This window comes from Janthinobacterium sp. GW821-FHT03C10 (assembly GCF_059420865.1).
Genome location: NZ_JBWKUN010000006.1, coordinates 166,343 through 185,645, shown reverse-complemented (window position 1 = coordinate 185,645; position 19,303 = coordinate 166,343). Strand labels below are relative to the sequence as shown.

Sequence of the window (19,303 nt, the reverse complement as noted above, 5' to 3'; positions counted from 1 at the left end):
TGGCCCCGTCATCAGGATGACACAATCTGTTGCTAAAGTGACGCGCTTTCACCATATCGAGGGCGCGACATCATGGCAAGTCAAATGGATAGACGGCAATTTCTGAAATTGGGCGGCTTCATTACGGTTTCCGTGGCCACCGCCGGGCTCACGGCCTGCGGCAGCAGCGATCACAGCGATCCTGGCGTGCCGCTGGCCTCGGGCAGCGACTGGAAATTCCCGCAAAGCGTGGCTTCGGGCGACCCGCGCGCCGACAGCGCCATGCTGTGGACGCGCGTCGTGCCCGCCAGTTTCGACGCCGTCGCGCCCGCCGTGGCCGGTAAATCGGACGTCGCCGTGCGCCTGATCGTCAGCGCCGCCGACAATACGGCCGGCCTGGGCGGTAATACGGCCTTGGCCGGCACGCCCATCGTGGATGCCAAGCTGCCCCTGAAAGCCGATTTCGACAACACGCTGCGCCACAAGGTGACGGGCCTGCAGCCGGGCCAGGTGTATTTTTACCAGTTCATCGCCGGCGACGTGCGCTCGAACGTGGGCCGCTTCAAGACGGCGCCGGCTGCGACCAGCGACGTGTCGCAGCTGCAGTTCGCCTACCTGACGTGCCAGGACTGGAGCATCAACCACTGGGGCGCGCTGTCGCACATCGCCGCCAACGAATCGCTCGATTTCATCGTCCACCTGGGCGACTACATCTATGAAACGGTGGGTGAAGCGTTCCAGAGCGGCGCCGTGGAAAGCCGCCACGACCAGTTGAAATTGCCAGATGGCACGTATAAAAGCGGCACCTCCGGCGCGAAATACGCGACGACCGTGGCCGATTACCGCTACCTGTACAAGAAATACCGCACCGATACGCGCCTGCAAGCCGTGCACGAGCGCTTCGCCTTCATCGCCATCTGGGACGACCACGAATTCACGGACGACGCCTGGCAGGATGCCTCCACCTACGAAGGCATCGTGGCGACGGATGGCAGCGATCTGCACCAGCCGGCCCGCCGCCGCAGCGCCAACCAGGCATGGTTCGAATACATGCCGGCCGACGTCACGTTCGATGCCGCCGCGACAACGTTCCAGAACATCCAGATCTACCGCGATTTCCAGTTCGGCAAACTGATGCAGCTGGTGATGACGGACGAGCGCCTGTACCGCGCCGACCATGCGGTCGCCGAGTCGACCATCAATCCCGCCACGGGCAAGCCGCTGGGCAGCATCGGCAGCCGCTACCTGGTGCCGCAAGCGCTGTTCGACAGCGTGGAAGGGCAGAAAATGGCGGCCGCCACCAAGGCCGGCGCCGACCCGCTGGCCTTTGTTGCCATGCTGGGCACGACCCAGCGCGACTGGTGGAAAAGCAAGATGAAGGCGGCCACGTCCACCTGGAAGCTGTGGGGCAATGAAGTGTCCCTGCTGCGCATGGGCTTGAATGGCACGGATGCGATTGCCACCCTGCTGGCGCTGAGCGCCATGTCGAAAGTGGGCCAGGCCATCGCCAGCACCCTGCCGCTGGTGGGCGGCAGCGTGCCGCTGGCCTGCGCCATCGTGGCCGCTTCGACGGCCGGTGCATCGCAGGCCGTGGCGCAGGCAGCGGCCATGGCGATCGCCGGCGCGGCCGCCAACGCCAGCGCGCAGGGCGCCGCTGCCGTGGGCGCCGGTTTGAGCGCGGCCCAGGCCGGTATCACGGTAGCCGCCTACAACAGCGGCTCGCCGGCCGCCGCCGCACAGGTGATCGCCTTCGGCTGGATCAAGCCCGACGTGCAGGCCAAGGGCGCCGCCTCAAGTTTCGTCGCCGCGTCGGGCCAGCAAGCGGCGCTGGCGCCGTTCTTCACGCGCTTCCTGCTCAATTGCGACCAGTGGGACGGCTACAACAGCGAGCGCAAGAACCTGATGGCGCACCTGAAAAACAATGCCATCGGCAACGTGGTGGCCATCACGGGTGATATCCACTCGTTCTTCGCCGGCACGGTCAGCGACGACTTCGACGCGGCCGGCGGCGGCACGCCCGTCATGGTGGACCTCGTGTCGGCCGGCGTCAGCTCGGATTCCTTCTTCAGCTACCTGAAGTCGGCCGCCGGCGCCATGGGCGACATCGGCACCCTCGTCAGCTACCCGCTGGCCATTCCCGTGACGGGCCTGGGCACGGTCAACCTCGACGTCAACCTGCTCGACTACACCATGGGCAAGGCCGCGCCCACCGTTGACAGCCTGCTGGAACAATTGCGCGTGCAGTTGCGCGGCGCGCTGGCCGCCAAGGGCGTGCCGGAGGCGCAACTGGACGCGACGGTCGCTGCCGTGCAGGCTGGCTTGAAAGCGAGCACTGACTTCAGCGCGACCTTGCTGGGCCTGGCGCAGCAATTGTCCGGCCTGGGCAACAACCCGTGGATCAAGCACCTGAACACGGATGCGCAGGGCTACACGGTGGTCACCTTGACGCCTGGCAAGCTGGTGGCGCAGTTCAAGCAGGTGAATAAACTGATCGGCACGGCGGCGCCTTCGAACGTGATTGCGCGCGTGACGACGGCCACGGTCACGGCGGGCGCGGCGGCGGTGGTGGTGGCGTAAAGGGTAGGTCGGATTAGCGCGGCCATGCCGCGCGTAATCCGACAACATGGTTGGCGGGGATGGGGGGCGGGTTACGTTGCGGTGGTGTCGGGTTACGCCCTTTGGGCTAACCCGACCTACGCCCCATCCACGCCGTCTTTGGCTTTTGCCATTACAATCTGGGCATGAGCTCCAGTTCCCCGCAAGCAAATCCTCCATCTATTCCCCGTTCCGTCTACCTCGGTGGCCTGGCCATCGCCGTGGGCGGTGCGGTGCTGTTTTCCACCAAGGCCATCGTCGCCAAGCTGCTGTACCGCTACCAGATCGATGCCGTCACCCTGATCGCCTTCAGGATGATCTTTTCGCTGCCCGTGTTCGCCGTCATCGCCTGGTGGAAGATGCGCACGGAGCCGCCGCTGTCGACCAGCGACCGCTGGCGCCTGGTCGGTCTGGGTCTCGTCGGCTATTACCTGTCCAGCTATCTGGACTTCCTGGGCCTGCAATATATTTCCGTGGGGCTGGAACGGCTGATCCTGTTTCTCACGCCGACCTTCGTGCTCTTGATTACCACCGTGTACTTCAAGCAGCGCATCAGCCGCCTGCAGTGGCTGGCCTTGCTGACCTCGTACTGCGGCATCGTGCTGGTATTCGTGCACGATTTGCAGGGCGGCGCCAGCAATGTGGCCCTCGGTTCCACCCTCGTGCTGGGCTCGGCCTGTTCGTATGCCGTGTATCTGCTGGGTTCGGGCGAGCTGGTGAAACGCATCGGCTCCATGCGCCTGGTCAGCTATGCGATGTGCGTGGCCAGCTTTGCCTGCATCGCCCAGTTTTTCATCCTGCGCCCCGTCGAATTGCTGATCCAGCCCATGCCCGTGTATGGCTTGTCATTGCTTAATGGCATCTTTTGCACGGTGATGCCCGTCTTTATGACGATGATCGCCGTCGAACGCATCGGCGCGCCCGTCGCTTCGCAGGCGGGCATGATCGGCCCCGTCTCGACCCTGTTCCTGGGCGCCATGATCCTCAATGAACCGATCACCAACTGGCAACTGGCTGGCACCAGCCTGGTATTGGCCGGTATTTACTTGCTGTCGAAAAAGAAATAATTCCTCCACCCACTGAAAACGCCCTTACCATGAAAACACGCATCGCCCTGATTGCCCACGACAAGAAAAAAGATGACATGATTACCCTGGCGGGCGAATACCTGGACTTTTTGCAGGGCTGCGAACTGTCGGCCACGGGCACCACGGGCGGCCGCCTGATCAATGAGCTGGGCCTGGCCGTCGAACGCAAGCATTCCGGCCCGTTCGGCGGCGACTTGCAGATCGGCTCGCTGCTGGTGGAAGGCTTGATCGATTGCGTGATCTTCCTGCGCGACCCGATGACGCCGCAGCCGCACGAGCCGGACATCAATGCCCTGGTGCGCGCCTGCGACGTGCACAACGTGGCGTGCGCGACGAATCTGTCGTCGGCGCACCTGGTGCTGTCGCAGCTGCAGGCGCGGGCCGTTGCTGCCGCCTGATTCACCCAGACAAGGAGATGAGCATGAGCGCAACGATTACCACCAAGGCCATCCGCGTACAGCGCGTGGGCGGCCCGGAAGTGATGGAATACGTGGACGTGGAACTGCCGCCGCCGGGGCCCGGCGAGGCGCGCGTCAAGCATGAGGCGATCGGCCTCAATTTCATCGACGTGTATTTCCGCACGGGCTTGTATCCGCAGCCGCTGCCCAATGGCCTCGGCGTGGAAGGCGCGGGCATCGTCGAGGCGGTGGGCGAGGGCGTCACGGAAGTGAAGGTCGGCGACCGCGTGGCCTACGCGGCGCGTATCAATGGCGCCTATGCGCAGCAGCGCAACCTGCCGGCGGCCCTGCTGCTGGTGCTGCCCGAGCGCATCGGTTTCGATACGGCCGCCGCCATGATGCTGCAAGGCTTGACGGTGCAATACCTGTTCCACCGCACGGTGGCGCTGAAGGCGGGCGATACCATCCTGTTCCACGCGGCCGCTGGCGGTGTGGGCCTGATCGCCTGCCAGTGGGCCAAGGTGCTGGGCGTGAACCTGATCGGCACGGCCGGTTCCGATGAAAAGGCGGCGCTGGCCAAGGCGCACGGCGCGGCCCACGTCATCAACTACAACACGGAAAACTTCGTCGAGCGCGTGCGCGAGATCACGGGCGGCAAGGGCGTCTCCGTGGTCTACGATTCCATCGGCAAGGACACGTTTACGGGCTCGCTCGACTGCCTGGCGCCGTTGGGCATGATGGTCAGCTTCGGCAACGCTTCCGGTCCCGTGCCGGCCTTTACGCTGAGCGAACTGGCCTCGCGCGGCTCGCTCTTCATCACGCGCCCGGCCCTGTTCAGCTATGCCTCGAACCGTGCCAACCTGGAAGAGATGGCGGCCTCGCTGTTCGGCGTCGTCAGCAGCGGCGAAGTGCAGATCGAGATCAACCAGCGCTACAGCCTGGCCAATATCGCCCAGGCGCACACGGACCTGGAAGGGCGCAAGACGACTGGTTCGACCATCATCGTGCCATGAGCGGCCCACATGACGGCGCGCCGAAGTTCGGCCGCCTGCTGCTCGTGCTGTTATTGGCCGTGGCCCTGATCGGCGCGCTCACCTTTGCCGCCGAGGCATATTACTCATAGGCATAAAACAGACATGAAAAAACCGGCTGGCGCATCGCTGCACCAGCCGGTTTTTTTGAGCGTCAGTGACTTATTCCACTTTGACTTCCACCTTGCGGGGAACTCCACTCTGTCCAGGGAAGTCGGCAAAGGCGCTCGCCACCATGGCGGGCATCACTTGCGACGTGGCGCGCTTGTTGCTGGTCGATTGCACGGTCACGTCGTACAGTTTCTTGCCGCTGCGGTCATTGATCGTCACGCGCAATTCGCGTTCGTACTTATGGCGTACGCTCTCTTCCATTTCCAGCGGGCCATACCAATAGGGGTTGTAGCCGAAGCGGCCATAGCCTGGCCATGCGCCGTAGCGGTAGCCGTAGCGGCCAGGCCAGTAGCCGGGACCATACCAGAACGGGTCGGTGGCCTGCAGCACGCGTTCAGGATAGTCGACGGTGGAAAAATTCATTGCCACGCGCAAATTGGCCGCCGCGGGGCCGGAAGCTTCGCCGAAGCCGTGCTTGGCCAGTTCCGCGCGCACCAGGTTCTGGTAGCTGCGGTATTCCAGCGTGTCGTCTTCCGCCGCTGGCGCTTCAAACGCATACGATTTGTCCTGCAATTGCGCGGGCCACTCATGGAAGACGGTGACATCGCTGCGTATGGTGGTGGCGCATCCGGTCAGCAACACGGTCAATGCGGCCATCATGATGGTGAGATAACGTTTCATTGCATGACCTCCTGATTAGTAGACACAATTCATCGCTTAGTATTATAAGAATAGTTCTATTTGTTTCTATTCATTATTACAGAATGTTACCGAGCATGTCGGCGTGTAAGGGAATCCAACATTCCTGAGCTGAATCGCGACGAGCGGGGGCTGGTGTTGGTAAAATAGGCTTTTGCCTCCGCTCCCACCCAAATCCCTATGCGCACAGATAGCCCTCAGACGATTTACCGCAAAGATTACACGCCGCCCAGCTTCCTGGTCGACAGCGTCGAACTTGGTTTCGATCTTGATCCCGCCCGCACAGTGGTGGCGAGCCGGATCCGCATGCGCCACAACCCTGCCAGCAGCAGCCGCAGCATTGAATTGCACGGCGAACACATCGAACTGGTGATGGTACGCCTGAACGGCAAGCTGCTGAAACCGTCGCAATACAAGCTGACGGCCGGCATGCTGACCATCCCCAAGGCCCCGGGCGAGGTGCTGCTCGATATCGAGACCGTGCTGGCGCCGCAGGACAATACCTCGCTGTCCGGCCTGTACGTGTCGAATCATAATTTCTTCACGCAGTGCGAAGCGGAAGGCTTCCGCCGCATCACCTTCTTCCCGGACCGCCCGGATGTGATGGCCAGGTACACGGTCATGCTGCGCGCCGACAAGGAACGCTATCCGGTGCTGCTATCGAACGGCAACCTGATCGAAGAGGGCGACCTGGGCGACGGCCGCCATTACGCCAAGTGGGAAGACCCGTTCAAGAAACCATCCTATCTGTTCGCCTTGGTGGCGGCGCGCCTGGTGTGCCAGGAAGAGCGTTATACCTTGAAATCGGGCCGCGAAGTGCTGCTGCAGGTGTGGGTGGAAGAGGGCAACCTCGATAAGACCGATTACGCCATGCAGTCGCTGAAAAACTCGATCCGCTGGGACGAGGAACGCTTCGGCCTGGAACTGGACCTGGACCGCTTCATGATCGTTGCCGTGGGCGACTTCAACATGGGCGCCATGGAAAACAAGGGCCTGAACATCTTCAACACCAAGTACGTGCTGGCCAACTCGCGCGTGGCGACCGACGTCGATTACGCGGGCATCGAAGCGGTAGTGGGCCATGAATACTTCCATAACTGGACCGGCAACCGCGTGACCTGCCGCGACTGGTTCCAGCTGTCGCTGAAGGAAGGCTTGACGGTATTCCGCGACCAGGAATTCTCGGCTGACATGATCGGCACGGACACGGGCCGCGCCGTCACGCGCATCGACCAGGTGCGTACGCTGCGCCAGGCGCAGTTCCCCGAAGACGCGGGCCCGATGGCCCATCCCGTGCGTCCCGACTCTTTCGTCGAGATCAATAACTTTTATACGGTCACCATTTACGAGAAGGGCGCCGAAGTGGTGCGCATGTACCAGACCCTGGTCGGCCGCGACGGTTTCCGCAAGGGTATGGACCTGTATTTCGAACGCCACGATGGCCAGGCCGTGCAGTGCGACGACTTCCGCGCCGCCATGGCGGACGCGAATGGCCGCGACTTCAGCCAGTTCGAACGCTGGTACAGCCAGGCCGGCACGCCCGTCGTCACCGCTTCCACGCGCTACGACGCCGCCAGCCGGACGTTCGAGCTGACCCTGGCGCAAAGCTGCCCCGCCACGCCGGGCCAGCCGAAAAAACTGCCTTTCCACATTCCCGTCACCGTCGGCTTGCTGGCCGCCGATGGCAGCGACCTGCCGCTGCACGTGGATGGCGTGGCGTCGAACGGCGCGGCCAGCGTGGTGCTGGAATTGACGCAGGCGTCGCAGACTTTCCGCTTCACGCATGTGACGGAAGAACCCGTGCCATCGCTGCTGCGCGATTTTTCCGCGCCCGTGGTGCTCGAATACGGCTATACCGATGCGGAGTTGCTGCACCTGTTCCGCCACGACAGCGATCCCGTGAACCGCTGGGAAGCGGGCCAGCGCCTGGCCATGGAGCGCCTGCTGAAACTGACCGCCGCCGTCGCCGCCGGCGAGCCCCTGGCGCTGGACGACACCTTCATCGCAGCGCAGCGCGCCCTGCTGGCCGACGACACGCTCGATCCCGCTTTCCGCGAGCTGGCCCTGATCCTGCCGTCGGAAACCATCATCGCCGAGCGCATGGCGCAAGTCGACCCGCAGGCGATCCATGCGGCGCGCCAGTTCATGCGCCGCACCATCGCCGCGGCCCTGAAACCTGAATTGCTGGCGCAGTACCACGCCAACCAGACGCCGGGAGACTACAGCCCCGACGCCCTGTCGGCCGGAAAGCGCGCGCTGAAAAACCTGGCCCTGTCGTATCTGCTGATCGCGCCCGAAGCGGCGGAGCTGGACCTGGCGCGGCTGCAGTTCGACAATGCCGGCAACATGACGGACCGCGCCGCGGCGCTGGCGGCGCTGATTCATTCCGGCTCGCAGCCGCATGCGCAGGCGGCCTTGAGCAGTTTCTATGCAGACTTCGAGAACGAGGCGCTGGTGGTCGACAAATGGTTCGCCATGCAGGCGGCCGCGCCGACGACCGACGTGCAAGCCGTGCGCCAGCTGATGACGCATCCGGCGTTCACCTTGAAAAACCCGAATCGTGCGCGCAGTCTGATCTTCAATTTCACCAATGGCAATCCATCGCAATTCCATGCGTCTGACGGCAGCGGCTACGCCTTCTGGGCCGAGCAGGTCATCGCGCTCGACGCCCTGAATCCGCAGGTGGCCGCCCGCCTGGCGCGCTCCATGGACCGCTGGCGCCGTTACGTGCCGGCGCTGCAAGGCCACATGCGCGACGCGCTGGAGCAAGTCGCCGGCCAGGCCAGTTTGTCGAACGACGTGATGGAAGTGGTCAGCAAGGCGCTGGCCAATTGACGGTGTGTCGGATTACGCCCTGCGGGCTGATCCGACCTACACGGCGTCATGATTTCGTAGGTCGGCTTGGCGCCAACGGCGCGTAAGCCGACAATCACCGCACGAGACGTATTTAAAACACTATTACTAAGGGGTTTCATGAAACGCATCAGTCTTACGCAATACCTGGTTGAAGAGCAGCGCTCGAACAACAGCATTCCGGCCGAACTGCGCCTGCTGATCGAAGTCGTCGCGCGCGCCTGCAAGACCATCAGCCACGCCGTCGGCAAGGGCGCCCTCGGTGAAGTGCTGGGCACGGCCGACACGGAAAACGTGCAGGGCGAGGTACAGAAAAAACTCGACATCATCTCCAATGAGATTTTGCTGGAAGCGAACGAATGGGGCGGCCACCTGGCGGCCATGGCGTCGGAAGAGATGGAATCGATCCACCCGATCCCGAACCGCTATCCGAAGGGCGAATACATGCTGCTGTTCGACCCGCTGGACGGCTCGTCGAACATCGACGTCAACGTCTCGATCGGCACCATCTTCTCCGTGCTGAAGGCGCCGGACGGCATGGGCCAGCCGACCGAGCAGGACTTCATGCAGGCGGGCTGCAAGCAAGTGGCGGCCGGCTACGCCGTGTACGGCCCGCAAACCATGCTGGTGCTGACCTTCGGCAACGGCGTGAACTGCTTCACCCTGGACCGCGAGATGGGTTCGTGGGTCCTCACGCAAAGCAATATGCAGATTCCGCCCACGACGAAGGAATTCGCCATCAACATGTCGAACGCGCGCCACTGGCATCCGCCCGTGAAGCGCTATGTCGACGAACTGCTGGCCGGCGACACGGGCCCGCGCGGCACCAATTTCAACATGCGCTGGATCGCCTCGATGGTGGCCGACGTGCACCGCATCCTGAACCGCGGCGGCATCTTCATGTACCCGGCCGACCTGCGCGACACCTCGATGCCGGGCAAGCTGCGCCTGATGTATGAAGCGAACCCGATGGCCTTCATCGTCGAGCAAGCCGGCGGCGCGGCCACCGACGGCCAGCAGCGCATCATGGACATCGCCCCGCACAAGCTGCACCAGCGCGTGCCCGTCTTCCTCGGCTCGAAGGATGAAGTGGCCCGCGTCACCGCGTATCACGCCGAGTAAAAAAGCCGCACTTTTCCACGATTTTCAGCGGCCCGCAGCCGGGCCGCTAAAAAAATGCAAAAAAGTTCGCGTTGACACTAGCAAATTTTGTGCATTGTTTGTAGAATGTGGGTCTTCGCCGTTGTAGCTCAGTTGGTAGAGCAGCACATTCGTAATGTGAAGGTCGCCAGTTCGATTCCGGCCAACGGCACCAGGTTTCATCAGAAAGCCCGCTGACTTGCAAAAGTCAGCGGGTTTTTTGTTTTTGTCACTGTTATCTTTCCTGCTTCAAATCCACTGATCGTTCTCCACCGTGCGCTCGCCCGCGTCGCCGTCGCCCGTGTTGACCACGCCGCGCGGTTCGATCAGCAGCAGCCGGGTTTCGGCGAGGGCGCACGGTCTATGTTCGACCCCCTTGGGCACCACGGCCATCTGGCCGGCAGTCAGCACGATGGCGTGCCTTTCCGCGTAGCCAGGGCCGCGCAGGGCGATGCGCAATTCGCCGTCCAGCACGATGAAGGTTTCATCCGTATCGGCGTGCCGGTGCCACTGGAATTGGCCGAGTACCTTGACGACCTTGAATTGGTAGTCATTCATTTCGGCGATGACGCGCGGCTGCCAGTGCCCCTCTAACAGGGAGACCTTGCCGGCCAGGTCGATGGACCGGCCCTGGCCGCGCGTGGTGGTGATAGTCATGCTGTGCTCCGTTCAAGTGGCGATGCAGCCAGAATACGCAGGCGCTTGCCGGCCGTATTGAACGATCGTGGGTGTTTTCAGTCCTGGCCGATGCCGCTGGCGTAGCGCAGCCAGCGGCCAGGCGTCAGTCCATGGGTCTTCAGGAAATGCCGCGTCATGTGGCTCTGGTCGGCAAATCCCGCGGCCATGGCGGCCGAGGCGAGCGTGCTGCCTGCCAGAAGCAGGCGCCGCACCATTTCCAGGCGCCGCATCGTCAGATAGCGGTACGGACTGGTGCCGTAGAAGACGCGAAAGTCGTGCGACAGGCTCCAGCGGTCGCGTCCCGTTGCCGCTTCAAGCTGCGCCAGGGTGACGGCGTGGGTGCAGTGCGCCTGCAAGTAGTCGCGTGCGCGCCGCGCCGCCAGGAAGTCGCCTTTTGGACGCTGCGCCGGCGTGCCGGCCGCCGCCGCCAGCGCATGCGCCAGCTCGGCCAGCGCCTCGCTCTGTTCCAGCGCTTCGAGCGGGCGGCCGTCGTGCGGCAGCAAGGCGGACGTGGCCGCCGCCAGGCGGGGATCGGTCGACACGCCGCCTTCAATGAAGGGCAGCGCGCGTCCGCCCAGCACATCCTGGAACAGCGCCGGTTCGATATACAGCATGCGGTAGCGGAAGCCGGCGTCGGTGCCCGCCTGGCCATCGTGCGCCTCGTCCGGATGCAGGATCATGGTATTGCCGGGCAGGCTGTCGCGCTGGCCGCGGCGGTAGCTGAAACGCTGCACACCCGCCAGCGTGCGGCCGATGGCGTAAGTGTCGTGGCGGTGCATGGCATAGGCCTTGCCCTTGAACCATGCCTCGATGCGTTCGACGCCTTGTACCGGTTCGGCGCACTTGACCCAGTCGCTGCGCGCTGGCGCTGCTGCTCGCTTCATGATGTTTGTCCGTGGATGCCCGCCCTGGTTGCCGATTGCTGACTGTACCCGCCGCGCGCGGGGCTGTCCACGAAAACCACCGAATCAGAAATTATGCCGGATTCCCAGCGCCACGCCCGACAAGGTGGCGCCCTTGGTTGCTGCATCGCGTCCCAGGCTGTTGATGGCAAAGTCGGCGATGCCGTTGCGGCCGTTGGCCAGGTGCGTGTAGTAGGCATACAGGCTGCTGCGTTTCGACAGCTGATAGTCGTAGCCGGCGGTGGCGTGGGTGGCGCCCGTATCCGCTCCCGCACGCACCGTGCCGATGCTTTCCAGCGCGCTGCCGCTGGCGTTTTGGGCATGCGCCAGGCCAAAACGCAGGCCATGGCGGCCGAACTGGCGCGTGGCGGAAAAGTAGGCCGTGCGGCGGTGCAGCTCACCCGTGGCAGTGGCGTAGCGCAGGTTTTCCAGCGCCAGCGCCAGCTGCGTGACACTGTCGATCCTCCAGGCCAGGGCCAGCTTGCTGCCCTGGTCGGTCAGTCCCCGTCCCTGGTAGTCGTGATGGTCTTCCCGCGCCAGGGTGGCGTACAGGACGCCGCCGTCGTAGATCAATGCGGCCGAGGTCAGTGCCGGATGCGCGCCGTTGGCGGGCCGCTCTTCCCCCATGCCGAGCGCCACGCGCAGCGACCAGCCCTGCCACTGCGGCGTCCAGTAATGCAGGCTGTTCTGCTGGCGCCGGTCGAACGAGTATGTGTTGCTGGTATTGCTATCGTTCGAGGCGGAGCCATTGCCCATCAAGCTCATGTAGCCGGCCGTGGTGGGGTAGAACGGGTCGAGCATGGACGTGGCGCTGTTGTAGGGCAGGGTCCAGTTGCCGCCAAATAGCGTGCCCCACGGGCCGGCAATGCCGACGCGCGTGTCGCGCGCGGCCAGGCTGCCGGCGCCCGTGTCGGGCGATAGCGTGCCCTCGACCTGGAACAGCGCCTGCCAGCCGCCGCCTAGGTCTTCGCTGCCGCGAAAGCCGAGTACCGAGCGGTTGTTGGACAGGCGCCGCACGCTGTCGCCGCTGCCGGACGAGTGTAGCGCTTCGAGCGCCACGTTCAGGCGGCCGTACAGCTGCACGTTTTCCTGCGCCTGGGTGGGCAGGGCGGCCGCCAGCGCCAGGGCGCCGGCAGCGCATGAGAATACATGCATCACCATGCTCTCAAAACGCAAAGCAGCTGCACCCCAGCGTGCCCCAGAAGCCGGAGTGGCTGGAGACCGGCACGGAACTCTTGCGCGCCACGTCGTGGGCGTGGGCGTGCACGCCGCAGGCGCCCTGGCACTGGTGCTGTTGCATGGCGCTGGTCTTTTGCGGCGGCGCGGCGCGGTAGTGGCCGGCCACGTTTTTCACGGGCGACCAGTCGGGCAGCACGGGGATGGCTGGCGGCGCCAGATGGGTAAATTCCGCCTGGCCGTAGACGATCTTGCCGCCGACGATGGTGAGCACCGATTCGATCGACTTGATCGCCTCTTCATCGATGCTGAAAAAATCCGCGCTCAGCACGGCCAGGTCGGCCAGCATGCCTTCCTGGATGCGGCCCTTCTTGCCTTGCTCGCTGGAGAACCAGGCGCTGCCCGCCGTCCACAGTTCCAGCGCCGTGTCGCGCGACAAACGGCTGCCCGCGTCGTACAGGCGCAAGCCGCCCACGGTGCGGCCCGATACCAGCCAGTACAGCGCCGTCCACGGGTTGTAGCTGGCGACCCGGGTGGCGTCCGTGCCGCCGCCCACGGGCACGCCCGAGGCCCGCATGCGGGCGATCGGCGGCGTGGCCTTGGCCGCTTCCGCGCCGTAGCGGTCGACAAAGTATTCGCCCTGGAAGGCCATGCGGTGCTGGATGGCGATGCCGCCGCCCAGCGCCCTGACCCGGTCGATGTTTTTCGGCGTGATGGTTTCGCAGTGGTCGAACATCCAGTGCAGGCCGTCGAACGGGATATCGCGGTTGACCTTTTCAAAGACCGTCAGCATGCGGTCGATCGATTCATCGTAGGTGGCGTGCAGGCGGAAGGGCCAGCGTTTGGAGACCAGGTGGCGCACCACCTTTTCCAGTTCGTCGTCCATGCCGGGCGCCAGGTCCGGGCGCGGTTCGAGGAAATCCTCGAAGTCGGCGGCGGAAAACACCAGCATTTCGCCGGCGCCGTTATGGCGGTAGTAATCGTCGCCCTGGCCCGGCGTGACCATCTCCGTCCATTTTTCAAAATCCTCCAGTTCGCGGCCCTTGTTTTGCGTGAACAGGTTGTAGGCGATGCGGATGGTCAGTTGCTCCTTTTGCGCCAGTTCCTCGACCACCGCGTAGTCTTCCGGATAATTCTGGAAGCCGCCGCCCGCATCGATGGCGCTGGTGATGCCCAGGCGGTTCAATTCGCGCATGAACTGGCGCGTGGAGTTGACTTGCAGTTCGCGCGGCAAGGTCGGGCCCTTGGCCAGGGTCGCATACAGTATCATCGCGTTCGGCCGCGCGATCAGCATGCCGGTCGGGTTGCCCGATGCATCGCGCACGATCTCGCCGCCGGGCGGGTTCGGCGTGTTCTTGTCGTAGCCGACCACGCGCAGGGCCGCGCGGTTGAGCAGGGCGCGGTCGTACAGGTGCAGGATGAAGACGGGGGTGTCGGGCGCGGCCGCGTTGATTTCGTCGAGGGTGGGCATGCGTTTTTCCGCGAACTGGAATTCGTTCCAGCCGCCGACCACGCGCACCCATTGCGGGTTCGGCGTGCGCAAGGCCTGCTCCTTGAGCATGCGCAGGGCGTCGGCCAGCGATGGCACGCCTTCCCAGCGCAGTTCCAGGTTGTAGTTCAAGCCGCCGCGGATCAGGTGCAGGTGCGAGTCGTTCAGGCCGGGAATCACCGTGCGGCCACCCAGGTCGATCACGCGGCTGTCCGGCTTGCGGTGGCGCATGACGTCGTCGGCATCGCCGACGGCGAGGAATTTGCCGTCGGCGATGGCCACGGCGCTCGCCTGTGGGCACGACTTGTCGACGGTGTGGAAGCAGCCGTTGATCAGTATCAGCGGCGCGGCGGAGGAAAGGGTCGGTTCGGTCATGATGCAGCTCCATGGTGGCAATGCGGGAGGCCGGGGCGCGGCCAGGATCTGCGGCCAGTGTAGCCCAGGGCCCGGGAGGCGGACACGGGCCAAAAGATCAGGTATGGCAGGTATGGCGGCGCGCCGACTGGTCTAAGGACGGGTGCGGCGGCGCGCGACATGGCTTACCATGCCGGCATTGGCGGCTGGGCATGCGTCCGGATGCATTTTTTTATCGCGGTTTACCGCATCGCAGGGAGTCCTCATGGATCAAGCACCACACAGCCGTTTATACGGCACCAGCCTGGGCTTTTTGGCCGGGTATGTCGATACGCTGGGCTTCATCGCCCTGTTCGGCTTGTTTACCGCCCATGTCACGGGCAACTTCGTGCTGATCGGCGCCGCGCTGGCCGAACCGACGCGCATCCCCATCCTGCTGAAAATCCTCGCCTTTCCCGCCTTTATCGCCGGCATCGTCGTCACGCGCCTGATGGTGCTGGCCATCGAGCGCCGCGGCGGTCCGGCGCTGACGCTGGCCTTCCTGCTGCAATGGATCTTGCTGGCCGGTTTCATGGTGTTCGGCGTGCTGGCCGAGCCGCTCGGCAAGGAGGTGGGCACGCTGGCGATGCTGGCCGGCTTGCTGGGCACGGCCGCCATGGGCGTGCACAGCGCCACCAGCCGTCTGCTGCTGGCGCATCTGGCGCCCACCTCCATGATGACGGGGAACGTGACGCAGATCGTGCTCGACACCGTCGACGTGCTGCGCGGCGCGGCCGATGGGGGTACGCGCGCGCGCTGCGGGAAGTTCTTCTGGCCGCTGCTGGCCTTTGCGCTGGGCGCCATCGCTGCCGGCTTTGGCTACCTGGTCTTCGGTTTCGCGGCGCTGGCCGTGCCGCTGGTGCTGCTGGGCGGCCTGATCGTGGTGGAGCAGCGTAGCGGTCGGACCGCCGTGCCCGTGTCCTGACGGCCGCCATGCGCGCCTTCCTGCTGTGGCTGATGTTCATGCTGGCCAGTCCTTGCGGGCTGGCCATCGATGCCGCGCGCGGCATCCGTCAGCTGCAGCACACGCGCTGGACGGCCAGCGACGGCGCGCCCGACGACATCATCGTCATGGCACAGGGCAATGACGGTTTCCTGTGGCTGGGCACGCATGCGGGCGTGCGCCGTTTCGACGGCTTGCGCTTCGAGCCCGTGCGTGCGCGCCAGGGCAGCTTTCCCGACACGGTGGCGCTGGCGCTCAAGCGCGCCGCCGACGGCGGCATGTGGATAGGCTGGCAAGTGGGCGGCATCAGCCACGTCAAGGATGGGGTGGTGCGCAATTATGCCGAGCCGCAGGGCGTGCAGGCGGGCGCCATCTGGGGCTTTGCCATCGGCGGCGACGGCGCCGTGTGGGCGGCCGGCGTGTCCGGCATCTCGCGCTTCGATGGCCGGCGCTGGCAGACGATGGGAGCGGCGCAGGGCTACACGGCGCAAAAGGCGTCCGCCGTGTTTGCCGACCGCGATGGCCGCGTCGCCGTGTTCAGTGAAAAAGGCCTGTTCATATGGCAGGCGACGCAGTCGCGCTTCGCGCCGCCCATCGGCCGGCTCGATCTGCGCGCGCCGCCGCAGCAGGGACCGGACGGCCGCATCTATTTGCTGGAGATGCGCGGCATCCGCATCATCGAGTCGCTGGAACGCTACGAGCAGCTCGATCATCGGTGGATTTACCGCGATACCAGCGGCACCAGCGGCAGCATGCTGGTCGACCGCGCGGGCACTTTGTGGTTCGACAGCCAGTACGGCTTGCACCGCACGCGCAGCGCCGGCGCGCTGGCGCCGGGGCAGCTGGGCATCAGCAGCGACACGGAATCGTTCCTGCCGCGCGATGGCCTGAGCAATGTCCTCGTCGGCTCCATGTGCGACGACAATGAAGGCAATGTCTGGGTTTCCACGTATGGCGGCCTGGACCGTTTCCGCCAGGCCGCGCCCGTGGTCCTGCGCACGCGCGCCGCGCCCGGCGTGGCCGAAGTGTTCCGTACCCAGGAAATGCTGACCGGACCGGCAGGCGCGATGTGGCTGTCGCGCGACGACGTCCTGGGGCCGCTGCTGCTGGCGCGGGCCGACGGCACGGTGCTGCGCGCGCCGCGCCTTGGGCCCGTCAGCGCCATCCTGGCAGCGCCGGGCGGCCTGTGGGTGGCGGCCCGCGCCGGCCTGCAGCAGCTGGCCGGCGCGGATGGGCGCGTGCTGCGCACGATCGCCTATCCATCGGGCGCGGCCGCGCTCAAGCGCATGCGCGCCGGCGTGCTCGCGCCCGATGGCAGCATCTGGGGCGTGTTCAGCGGCGCCGGCGTTTTTCAGTACCGCGACGGGGCCTGGCGGCGCGAACCGCTGCTGCCCGATGGCGGCGCGAAAGTGCCGCTGGCGCTGCTGGCCGACGCGGCCGGGCGCCTGTGGCTGTCGTATGCCGATGGCAGCGTCGCCATGCTGGAAAAGGGGCGGCTGCACGCCTTCGGCCCCGCGCAGGGCCTGGACCTGGGCAAGATTCCTATGCTGATCGAATACCACGGGCAGGTGTGGGCGGGCGGGCAGCGTGGCGTGGCGCTGTGGCGCGGCGGCCGTTTCGTCGCCCTGCGCAGCGAGCCGGCCAGCGCCACCGAGGGCGTGGTGGGCCTGCTGCGCGCGCGCGACGGCAGCCTGTGGCTCAATCACGGCAGCGGCGCCGCGCACATCCCCGCCGCGCAAGTGGACCTGGCGCTGCGCGACGCCGCCCATGTCATGCGCGCCACCTCGTACGATGCCGTCGATGGCTTGAACGGCAGCATCGGCATGCTGCACAACCGCTCGGTGGCCGAAGCGGACGATGGCAGGATCTGGTTTTCGCGCCAGAGCGCGACGTTCTGGATCGATCCGCGCCAGGCGCTTGCGGCCTTGCCGGCGCCGCGCGTGGAAATCGGCGCGCTGCTGGCGGACGGCCGGCGCGTCGACCCAGCCGCAAGCGCCGGCCTGCAACTGGCGGCCGGCACGCGCGACGTGCAATTCCATTACAACGCCGCCAGTCTGGGCACGCCGGAGCGTTTGCAGTTCCGCTACCGGCTCGACGGCTACGATACACAGTGGCAGCAGGCGGGCGGCCGGCGTCTGGCGCAGTACACGGGCCTGGGTCCGGGCAGCTACCGCTTCGAGCTAATCGCGGCGAATGGCGACGGCGTGGACAGCACGGTGGCGCAACTGCCGTTCCGCGTGCTGCCCGCCTTCTACCAGACATGGTGGTTCCGCAGCCTGTGCGCGGCGGCGCTGCTGGCCGCCGCGTACGGCGCCTACCGCTGGCGGCTGGGCCGGCACGCCGCGCGCCTGCGGGTGCGGATGGAGGCGCAGCAGGCCGAGCGCGAACGCATCGCACGCGAGCTGCACGATACCCTGCTGCAGGGCACGCAGGCGATGATCCTGCACTTTCACAATGCCAGCATGGCCATCGCCGAGGATGATCCCGCGCGCGCCGCCATGCTGCGCGCCCTGGACGACGCCGACCGCATGCTGGGCGAGGGGCGCGACCACGTGCACGACTTGCGCGCCGGCGACGATGCCGGCGCGCGCTGGAGCGCCATCCTGCGGCGCGAAGGCGAACGGCTGGCGGCGCAGCACGGCATCGTGTTCCGCTATGCGGAGGAGGGCGAGGCGCGCATGCTGCATGCGCGCGCCGCGCACGAAATCTATCGCATCGCCAGCGAAGCGCTGCGCAATGCCTTCCAGCACGCGCGCGCGCAGGTGGTCGAGGTGGCGGTGCGCCATGCGCGCGGCGGCATCGAACTGGTCGTGCGCGACGATGGCCAGGGCTTGCCGCCGGTGGTGGCGGCGAACGGGCAGATTCCCGGACACTGGGGCATGCCCGGCATGCGCGAGCGCGCCGCCCGGCTCGGCGCGCGCCTGTCCGTGGACGGGCGCGACGGGGGCGGCACGCAGTGGCGCCTGCGGGTGCCGGCGCGGCGCGCCTGGCCGGCGGCGCACGGGCCGTTGCGACGCTGGTGGCAGCGCTGGCGCCGTTCAGGCGTCGAGGATGCCGCGCCGTAGCGCGATGGTGACGGCGTGGGTGCGGTCCCTGGCGCCCAGCTTGGCCAGGATGGTGCTCATGTGCGCTTTGACGGTTTCTTCCTTGATCTGCAGCAGGGCGCCCGTTTCGCGGTTGGAATTGCCTTGCGCGACTTGCTTGAGCACGTCCAGTTCGCGGTTCGACAGCACGTCGCTGCAGGCATACAGGGCCAGCTCCGCCTCGATTTCGGGCGTGATGTGGCGCCGCCCCGCGTGCACGTTCTGTATCGCCGCCAGCAATTCGTGGCGCAGCGCGCTTTTCAGCACATAGCCGCACGCGCCGGCGCGGATGGCGCGCAGCACCTGCGTGTCGCCCTTGTAGGTGGTCAGCACGATGATGCGCGCCTGCGGATGGCGCGCGCGGATGGCGCCGATGGCGTCAAGGCCGCTCATGCGCGGCATCTGCAAATCCATCAGCATGACATCGGGCTGCAGCGCATCAAATTGCTGCACCGCCTGCTGGCCATCGGTGGCCTGGCCCACCAGCGCCACGCCGGGAAAGGCGCGCAGCAGGGCCGCGATGCCGTCGAGCAGCAACTGGTGGTCGTCGGCGATGAGGACGCGTATCGCTGCCGCATCGCTGCGCATGACGTTGCCTGGCAAAGAGGAGTGATCGATCAAGAGTCGTCGGAAGATGGTGAGCAAAAGGTATTTTACCGCAGCGCCTGCCAGCCTGCCGAGGGGGATTGCTCGGGGGGAGCCTATATTTAGATAGTGGTGCGGGCACGCCGCCAGGCATACGATG

14 protein-coding genes and 1 tRNA gene are annotated in these 19,303 nt (G+C 65.6%); 9 read left to right on the top strand and 6 right to left on the bottom strand.

The window, feature by feature from the left end; genetic code table 11:
* The first annotated feature begins 84 nt into the window (after positions 1-84).
* The 4 genes from AC07VH_RS20580 (at position 85) to AC07VH_RS20565 (ending at position 5,073) form a co-directional block, all read left to right on the top strand.
* Positions 85-2,556, top strand: coding sequence for an alkaline phosphatase D family protein (locus AC07VH_RS20580; RefSeq protein ID WP_494787828.1), 2,472 nt, complete (start codon positions 85-87; stop codon positions 2,554-2,556).
* 164 nt (positions 2,557-2,720) lie between these two features.
* Positions 2,721-3,641, top strand: coding sequence for a DMT family transporter (locus tag AC07VH_RS20575; RefSeq protein WP_494787827.1), 921 nt, complete (start codon positions 2,721-2,723; stop codon positions 3,639-3,641).
* Positions 3,642-3,670: 29 nt separating this feature from the next.
* Positions 3,671-4,060, top strand: coding sequence for a methylglyoxal synthase (locus AC07VH_RS20570; protein WP_475417944.1), 390 nt, complete (start codon positions 3,671-3,673; stop codon positions 4,058-4,060).
* 23 nt (positions 4,061-4,083) lie between these two features.
* Complete coding sequence (locus AC07VH_RS20565) at positions 4,084-5,073, top strand: quinone oxidoreductase family protein (protein WP_475417943.1); 990 nt, start codon at positions 4,084-4,086, stop codon at positions 5,071-5,073.
* 180 nt (positions 5,074-5,253) lie between these two features.
* Here the strand turns inward: AC07VH_RS20565 and AC07VH_RS20560 are convergent, their stop codons facing one another.
* The gene (locus AC07VH_RS20560) at positions 5,254-5,883 is read right to left on the bottom strand and encodes a DUF4136 domain-containing protein (RefSeq protein WP_494787826.1); all 630 of its coding nucleotides are present in this window, start codon (positions 5,881-5,883) and stop codon (positions 5,254-5,256) included.
* 198 nt (positions 5,884-6,081) lie between these two features.
* On the opposite strand from AC07VH_RS20560, the gene pepN reads away from it, so the two are divergent.
* The 3 genes from pepN to AC07VH_RS20545 all read left to right on the top strand — a co-directional run bounded on the left by pepN (position 6,082) and on the right by AC07VH_RS20545 (position 10,069).
* Positions 6,082-8,736, top strand: a complete 2,655-nt coding sequence (gene pepN, locus AC07VH_RS20555; RefSeq protein ID WP_494787825.1) for an aminopeptidase N — start codon at positions 6,082-6,084, stop codon at positions 8,734-8,736.
* Positions 8,737-8,874: 138 nt separating this feature from the next.
* Positions 8,875-9,876, top strand: a complete 1,002-nt coding sequence (locus AC07VH_RS20550) for a class 1 fructose-bisphosphatase (protein ID WP_230539851.1) — start codon at positions 8,875-8,877, stop codon at positions 9,874-9,876.
* A 117-nt stretch (positions 9,877-9,993) separates the two neighbouring features.
* Positions 9,994-10,069, top strand: a tRNA-Thr gene (locus AC07VH_RS20545).
* Positions 10,070-10,143: 74 nt separating this feature from the next.
* Here AC07VH_RS20545 and AC07VH_RS20540 read toward each other — a convergent pair.
* From AC07VH_RS20540 to AC07VH_RS20525, 4 genes are all read right to left on the bottom strand, one after another.
* Complete coding sequence (locus AC07VH_RS20540; protein ID WP_489629937.1) at positions 10,144-10,551, bottom strand: cupin domain-containing protein; 408 nt, start codon at positions 10,549-10,551, stop codon at positions 10,144-10,146.
* A gap of 77 nt (positions 10,552-10,628) precedes the next feature.
* Positions 10,629-11,456 carry an AraC family transcriptional regulator gene (locus tag AC07VH_RS20535; RefSeq protein WP_489629938.1) on the bottom strand — a complete coding sequence of 276 codons (828 nt, stop codon included), beginning with the start codon at positions 11,454-11,456 and terminating at the stop codon, positions 10,629-10,631.
* Between the two features lie 84 nt (positions 11,457-11,540).
* Entirely contained in the window at positions 11,541-12,629 is a 1,089-nt protein-coding gene (locus AC07VH_RS20530) for a porin (protein ID WP_494787824.1), read from the bottom strand.
* 10 nt (positions 12,630-12,639) lie between these two features.
* Positions 12,640-14,514 carry an amidohydrolase gene (locus AC07VH_RS20525; protein WP_494787823.1) on the bottom strand — a complete coding sequence of 625 codons (1,875 nt, stop codon included), beginning with the start codon at positions 14,512-14,514 and terminating at the stop codon, positions 12,640-12,642.
* Between the two features lie 244 nt (positions 14,515-14,758).
* Between AC07VH_RS20525 and AC07VH_RS20520 the strand changes: the two genes are divergently transcribed.
* Entirely contained in the window at positions 14,759-15,457 is a 699-nt protein-coding gene (locus tag AC07VH_RS20520) for a YoaK family protein (protein WP_070223540.1), read from the top strand.
* 8 nt (positions 15,458-15,465) lie between these two features.
* Positions 15,466-18,540, top strand: a complete 3,075-nt coding sequence (locus AC07VH_RS20515; protein ID WP_494787822.1) for a sensor histidine kinase — start codon at positions 15,466-15,468, stop codon at positions 18,538-18,540.
* Here the strand turns inward: AC07VH_RS20515 and AC07VH_RS20510 are convergent.
* Positions 18,514-19,146, bottom strand: coding sequence for a response regulator (locus AC07VH_RS20510; protein ID WP_494787821.1), 633 nt, complete (start codon positions 19,144-19,146; stop codon positions 18,514-18,516). The two genes, AC07VH_RS20515 and AC07VH_RS20510, sit on opposite strands and share 27 nt — an antisense overlap.
* Between the last annotated feature and the right edge of the window lie 157 nt (positions 19,147-19,303).